The sequence below is a fragment of the Devosia sp. genome, from assembly GCF_036406155.1.
Classification (GTDB): Bacteria; Pseudomonadota; Alphaproteobacteria; order Rhizobiales; family Devosiaceae; genus Devosia_A.
Genome location: NZ_DASWVV010000006.1, coordinates 46,049 through 52,056, shown reverse-complemented (window position 1 = coordinate 52,056; position 6,008 = coordinate 46,049). Strand labels below are relative to the sequence as shown.

The following is a 6,008-nucleotide window of genomic DNA, read 5'->3' as shown; positions in this document are numbered from 1 at the left end:
GGCGAGCAGGGCGCGGGCGCCTTCGATGGCGTCCGTGACCGTGTGGCGCAGGCGGATGAGCTTGGTGGTCAGCAGCCTGGCCTCGAGCGAGCCCGGATCGGCGGCACGATAGGCCTGCAGCGGGGCGAGCAGCGGCACCGGCTCGGCCAGTGTCGAGACGCCGTAGCTGTCCTGCCCGTATTTGCCGCAGGCCGAGCCGGTGATGAAGGTCAGGTGCCGGGCGAGGCGCAGCACCGCCCGGTTGGCCCGCACGCGGGCGCCGTCATCGGCTGCCCCCGCGGCGAGGCCGTCGAGATGGGCGTCGAGCCAGGCCAGGTCGGTGCCGAGGGCCTCGAGGGCCGCGGGAATGCGGGCGAGCTCGGCCGGATCGGGCCCGTCGCCGAGCATCCGGGCGAAGCGCGCCTTGAGGTCGGCGGCGCGCGGCGAGAAGCGCTGCGGCAGCACGGGGACTGTCGCGAGGTCGTAGACGAAGCGCGTCCAGTAGTCGGTGTCCTTTTCCAGCACGCCGACGTCGACGACCTCGATGGTGTCGTGCTCGGTGTGGTTGTACCAGCCGATGGTGGCCCCGTGCAGGCTCTGCACGATGCGCCGCGAGAAGCCGTGCCGGGCGGTGGAGGAGTTGACGCCGACCCCGAAGAAGGACTGGTCGCCGAAGCGGTCGAGATTGCCGGTGACGATGGGCAGGCCGTCACCCAGCGCGGCTTCGGCGACGGCCTGCGAGAAGGCCATCAGTTCGGGGCAGGAATTGATGTGGAACTCGTCGGTGCCCTTCATGCCCACCGAGTCGATGTTGAGATAGGCCACGGCATCGCGGTTGATCTGCTCCCAGTGGCTGTCCACGAAATAGGTCGAGCCGGCCGCCTCCGCCACCTCGTGGCCGTTCCAGAAGCAGAACACGACCGAACGCCGCAACTGGTCGCGGCTGGCGGCCAGCACCCGCGCGATCTCCATCATGACGGCGTCGCCGGTGATGTTGTCGGTGACGCCGGGGAACCAGGAGTCGATATGGCCGGAAACGATGATGAACTGGTCGCGCTCGGGCGACGTTTCCGGCGCGCGCAGCCAGCCGATGGGCTGCGGCAGCGTGCGCCACTCGCGCTTGGAGGTCACCCGGGCGCGAAGCTCCACCTTGCCCTGCCCGAGTAGCTCGCGCAGGGCCATGCCGTCGCGCCGCGAGATCGAGATGCCGAACAGGCGCGGGATGTCGTGCCAGGTCTCGGGCGTGGGGTTGCCCCACACCGACTTGAGCCCGCGCCAGGGAATGTCCGGCTCGTTCTCGCGCCCCCAGTTCATCAGCACGATGCCGGCGGCACCCATGACCGAGGCGATGCGCGCCTTCTCCGGCGTGGCGGGGGCGTAGGAGACCTCGGCGAGCACGATCTTGCCCTTGACGTCCTTGCCGGCGTAGTCGGCGAGCCCGCCCGGGCCGACGTCGACCAGTTCGCCCACGAAGCCGTCCTCGGGGGTCGGGTCGATGTGGCAGCACGGCAGCGATGCGAGGACGCGGGAGGCGGGGCCGACGATCTCGAGATGCGACTCGCCCGGGTCGCTGTCATAGGTCTCGAATTCCTGCAGATAGGCCTCGAGCCCGTAGCCGTTGAGGGTGTCGACCACGTACTGGCCGGCGCGACGGTCCTGACCGGACCCGCTCTTGCGGTAGGGCGTGTCGGTGCGCATGTGCTCGACATGCTGCATGACATTGGCAATGGCGTGCGAAAGCTTGATCTGACCGAAGGTCATCTGGCAGTCCTTGTATCCGCAGTTGAGAGGAAGCGCCGGGCGAGGTCGAGATACACCGTCCGGGCGATCAGCATCTGGTCGAGGTCCGCCCACTCGTCGGCGGCGTGCATGTTGGCGCCGCCCGGGCCGTAGAGCAGGGTGGGGATGCCGTTGGCGTTGAAGATGTTGGCGTCCGAGACGCCGAAGCAGAACTCGTAGGACGGCGGCCCGCCATGCACGGCCGCGTAGCTCTGGGCGAAGGCGGCCACGAAGGGGTGGTGCTGCGGCAACTCGAAGCTGTCGTAGCGCGGCGGCTCGATGGTGATGGCGAAGCTGGCCGGCGACTGCAGGTCGCCGACGAGGCCGGTGAGCAGGGCGACGGCCTGCTCCGCCGTTTCCCCCGGCATGAAATGCCAGTTGACCAGGAATTCGCAGTGGTCGGGCACCCGGATCTCGTAGCGCCGTTCGCCGGAGGAGATATTGAGCACGCAATGGCTGGCGACCCCGTATTCCGGGTGCGGGCGGCGTTCGATGCCGGCGATGGCGGCGAGCAGGCGACCGGCCTCGACCACGGCATTGACGCCCAGATGCGGGGTCGAGCCATGTGCCGACCGCCCGGTCACCACGACCTTGAGGTTGACCTTGCCGATGGCGCCGATGGACGGGCCGGTGAAATGCGGCTCGCACATGATGGCCGCGTCGATCGCCCGCCCCCGGGCGAGGAAGCCCTTGGCCCCCCGGGAATAGGCTTCCTCGTCGGCCAGCGCCGCGAACACCACCTTGCCGCGCCAGTCACTGCGGCACCGGTGCAACTCGCGCACCGCATGCATGGCGCAGGCCAGCCCCGCCTTCATGTCCATCGCCCCGACGCCGTAGAGGCGGCCGTCGCGCACGAAGGGCGCGTGCGGATCGAAGCTGTAGTCGGGCGCCGGCGAAACCGTGTCGCAGTGGCCTCCGATCCACAGGGTCGGCCCCGGCCCGGTCCCGGCGATTTCGACGACGACGTTGTGCAGCCCGCCGTCGGCGGGCTCGAGCGTCGCCGTCATGCCGTTGTCGGTGAACCAGGCGGCAATGGCCTGCTGCACCGCCTGCTCCTCGCCCGACAGGCTGGGAATGGCCACCAGCGCCGACAGCAGGCCGGCGAGTTCGGCCGCGGTATCGGGGGCGGCGTCGTTCATGCGGCCCACCAGCGGCGTTCCAGCCGGGTGATCACCTCGACGCCGGTCGGGGTGACCAGCACCTCGTCCTCGATGCGCGCCCCGCCGACGGGGGTACGGTAGAGCCCGGGCTCGATGGTGAGCACCATGCCCGGCCGCAGGAAGGTCTTCTCGCCGCGGCACAGCGCCGGCGGCTCGTCGACGCCGAGCCCGATGCCGTGGCCGAGATAGGTGCCGGCGCCGCCGTAGCCGAAGGCGAACTTGCCGTCATAGCCGGCCTGCACGGCGACATCGTTGGCGATCTCTTCGAGGTCCTCGGCGAGAACGCCGGGGGCGATGGCCGCGATCGACGCCTCGAGCATGCGGTTGACGGTCTCCAGCAGGTGCACGCCGGCCTCGGTCGGCTCGCCCACCACCGTCGCCCGGCAGATGTCGATCATGTAGCCGTCGTAGCGGCCGTTGATTTCCATGTGCAGCAGGTCGCCGTCCTCGAGCACGCGGTTCGACACCGGCGGCACGAGATAGGGCTCGCCGGAGCGGGCGACGCCGGTCTGGCAGGTGGCGAAGGCGTTGGCGACGCCGCGCCGGGTCAACTCGGCGCGCACGATGGCCGCGAGGTCCTCCTCGGTGACGCCCGGCCGGATCTGGCGGCGCACGATGTCGCCGACCTCGTCGGCGATCGCCGATCCCTTGCGCAGGGCGGCGAGCTCGACCTCGGACTTGACCGCCCGCAGGTTCATCACCAGGTCGTCGGCCTCGACGAAGCGGACCGTCGGGTTGTAGCGGACCAGTTCCTCGTAGGTCATGGCGGAGATGACGTCGAGGCCGACAAGGCCCAGCGTCGCTCCGGAATAGCCGCCGGCCTCGAGGACCTGGGTGATGCCCCTGACGATGTTGGGGTTGACCGTGATGCCGCCGACCCCGTGCGCCGGCGTGTGGAACGGCGTCGTCACCACGACCTCGGTGGGCAGCCTGGGATCGGTGGGCACGAACAGCAGGCCCAGCCCGCGCCCGCGGATGGCGAAGCGGCTGGGATGGCCGGCGAGCATGGGCACGTGGCCGGTCAGATACAGCATGTCGCCATTGCGGTCAGGCGCGCGGCCGACCACCACCACGCCCTCGAATCCACGCATTCCGGCCAGTTCGCGAACGCGCTGGATGCGTCCGGCATACTCTTCGATCACGTTCGTTGCTCCTATCGTGTGCGGACGTCGAAGGTGTCGCGCAGCCCGTCGCCGAGCAGGTTGAGACCAAGGACGAGGAAGATGATTGCGAGGCCCGGGAAGACCGAGATGAACGGCGCGGCGCGCAGATAGCCCCGTCCCTCCGCCAGCATCTGGCCCCATTCGGCCAGCGGCGGCGCCACCCCGAGGCCGAGGAAACCGAGGCCGGCGCCGACCAGGACCGCCTCTGCCATCAGCAGCGAGGCCTGCACGATGACCGGGGCGAGCGCATTGGGCACGACGTGCTGCACGATGATGGTGCGATCGCGGGCGCCGAGCGAGCGGGCGCTCTGCACGAAATCCAGCTCGCGCACCTGCAGCACGGCACTGCGCGCGACGCGCACCACCCGCGGCACGGCGGCAATGGCGATGGCGATGATGGTCGAGGACAGTCCCGAGCCCATGATGGTGATGATGGCGAGCGCCGTGATGATGGTGGGCATGGTCATCATCACGTCGGTGACGAACACCACCACCCGCTCGACCCAGCCGCGGAAATAGCCGGCGACGGTGCCGATCGCGGTGCCCACGACCGTGGCGATGCCGACGACGCAGAAGCCGAGCAGCAGCGAGGTCTGGGCGCCGAACAGGATGCGGCTCAGAATGTCGCGCCCGAACTGGTCGGTGCCCATCCAGTGGCTGGCGGAGGGCGGCGCGGCGACGTTCATCAGATCGACGGCATTGGGATCGTAGGGGGCGATGAACGGCGCCAGCGCGGCGGCGACGACGTAGAGAAGGACGACGACCAGCCCGACCATGCCGACGCGGCTGGCGAGGAACTTCCACAACAGCCGGCGGCGCGGCGTGGACGCCGGGGTGGGCGCGGACCCGGCTGCAGCGGCAGGACTTCCCATGACCATTCCCATCGCTCAACCCAGCCTGATGCGCGGGTCGATCAGGCTGTAGGCCAGATCCACCAGCATGTTCACGAGCACGAAGAAGAAGCCGATGATCAGGATGGCGCCCTGGATCATCGGAAAATCGCGGCGGAAGACGCTGTCGGCCAGCAGCTTGCCGATGCCCGGCCAGACGAACACGGTCTCGATCAGCACCGCGCCGCCCATGAGGTAGGCGAACTGCACGCCGATGACGGTGATGACCGGGATGAAGGCATTGCGCAGCGCGTGCTTGTAGATGACGACGCCGGGACGCAGCCCCTTGGCGCGGGCGGTGCGCACGAAGTCCTGGCGCAGCACCTCGAGCAGGCTCGAGCGCGTCATGCGCATGATGATGCCGATGGAATTGCCGCCGATGGCGAGCGCCGGCAGGACGAGGTGCCAGAACGTGCCGGACCCGGTCGCCGGCAGCACGCCGAGCTGGATCGAGAACAGCAACTGCAGGATGAGGCCGATCCAGAAGATCGGCGCCGACACCCCGATCAGGGCGACGACGGACAGGCCGACATCGGCCGCGGTGTTGGCGCGCAGTGCGGCGTTGACGCCGAGCAGCACGCCGACGATGGCGGCCACGAAGATGCCGGCCACCGCCAGCAGCAGGGTCATGCCGAGGCGCGACAGCAGGATGGGCAGGACCGGCTCCTTGGAGACGACGGAGACGCCCCAGTCGCCCTGGAAGATGCCGGCGATCCAGGTGAAGAACTGTACCCAGACGGGCTGGTCGAGGCCGAGTTGCTGGCGGATGACGGCGATGTCGCTTTCCGACGCGCCCATGCCGGCAACGGTGAGCGCGGGGTCGCCCGGCACCAGCTGCAGGATGGAGAACACGAGGACGGACAGTGCGGCCAGCACCAGGACCCCGTTGATCAGGCGACGGCCGACGAAGGTCAGTATGCCCATGAAAGCTCAGCCTTTCGCGGCGAGGGGGCGGCGCATGCGGCCGGCCCATCGCCGACCGCGGCGCTGCGTGTCACTGGGATCGGCCGGCGGCGCCCGGGAGGGAGTTTCGCCGC

Annotated in this window: 5 protein-coding genes; all 5 read right to left on the bottom strand. The window is 69.5% G+C overall.

Going from position 1 to position 6,008, the window contains the following annotated elements:
• On the bottom strand, window positions 1–1,740 hold a 1,740-nt coding region (locus VGD93_RS00390), incomplete at its 3' end, for a M28 family peptidase (RefSeq protein WP_395008071.1).
• Window positions 1,737–2,897, bottom strand: coding sequence for a M20 family metallopeptidase (locus tag VGD93_RS00385; RefSeq protein ID WP_395008069.1), 1,161 nt, complete (start codon window positions 2,895–2,897; stop codon window positions 1,737–1,739). The genes VGD93_RS00390 and VGD93_RS00385, both read right to left, overlap by 4 nt.
• Window positions 2,894–4,060 (bottom strand): M24 family metallopeptidase, encoded by a 1,167-nt coding sequence (locus tag VGD93_RS00380; RefSeq protein WP_395008067.1) that lies wholly within the window; start codon window positions 4,058–4,060, stop codon window positions 2,894–2,896. The genes VGD93_RS00385 and VGD93_RS00380 overlap by 4 nt, the downstream gene beginning before the upstream one ends.
• A gap of 11 nt (window positions 4,061–4,071) precedes the next feature.
• The gene (locus tag VGD93_RS00375; RefSeq protein ID WP_395008065.1) at window positions 4,072–4,953 is read right to left on the bottom strand and encodes an ABC transporter permease; all 882 of its coding nucleotides are present in this window, start codon (window positions 4,951–4,953) and stop codon (window positions 4,072–4,074) included.
• Between the two features lie 15 nt (window positions 4,954–4,968).
• Window positions 4,969–5,895, bottom strand: coding sequence for an ABC transporter permease (locus tag VGD93_RS00370; RefSeq protein WP_395008063.1), 927 nt, complete (start codon window positions 5,893–5,895; stop codon window positions 4,969–4,971).
• Between the last annotated feature and the right edge of the window lie 113 nt (window positions 5,896–6,008).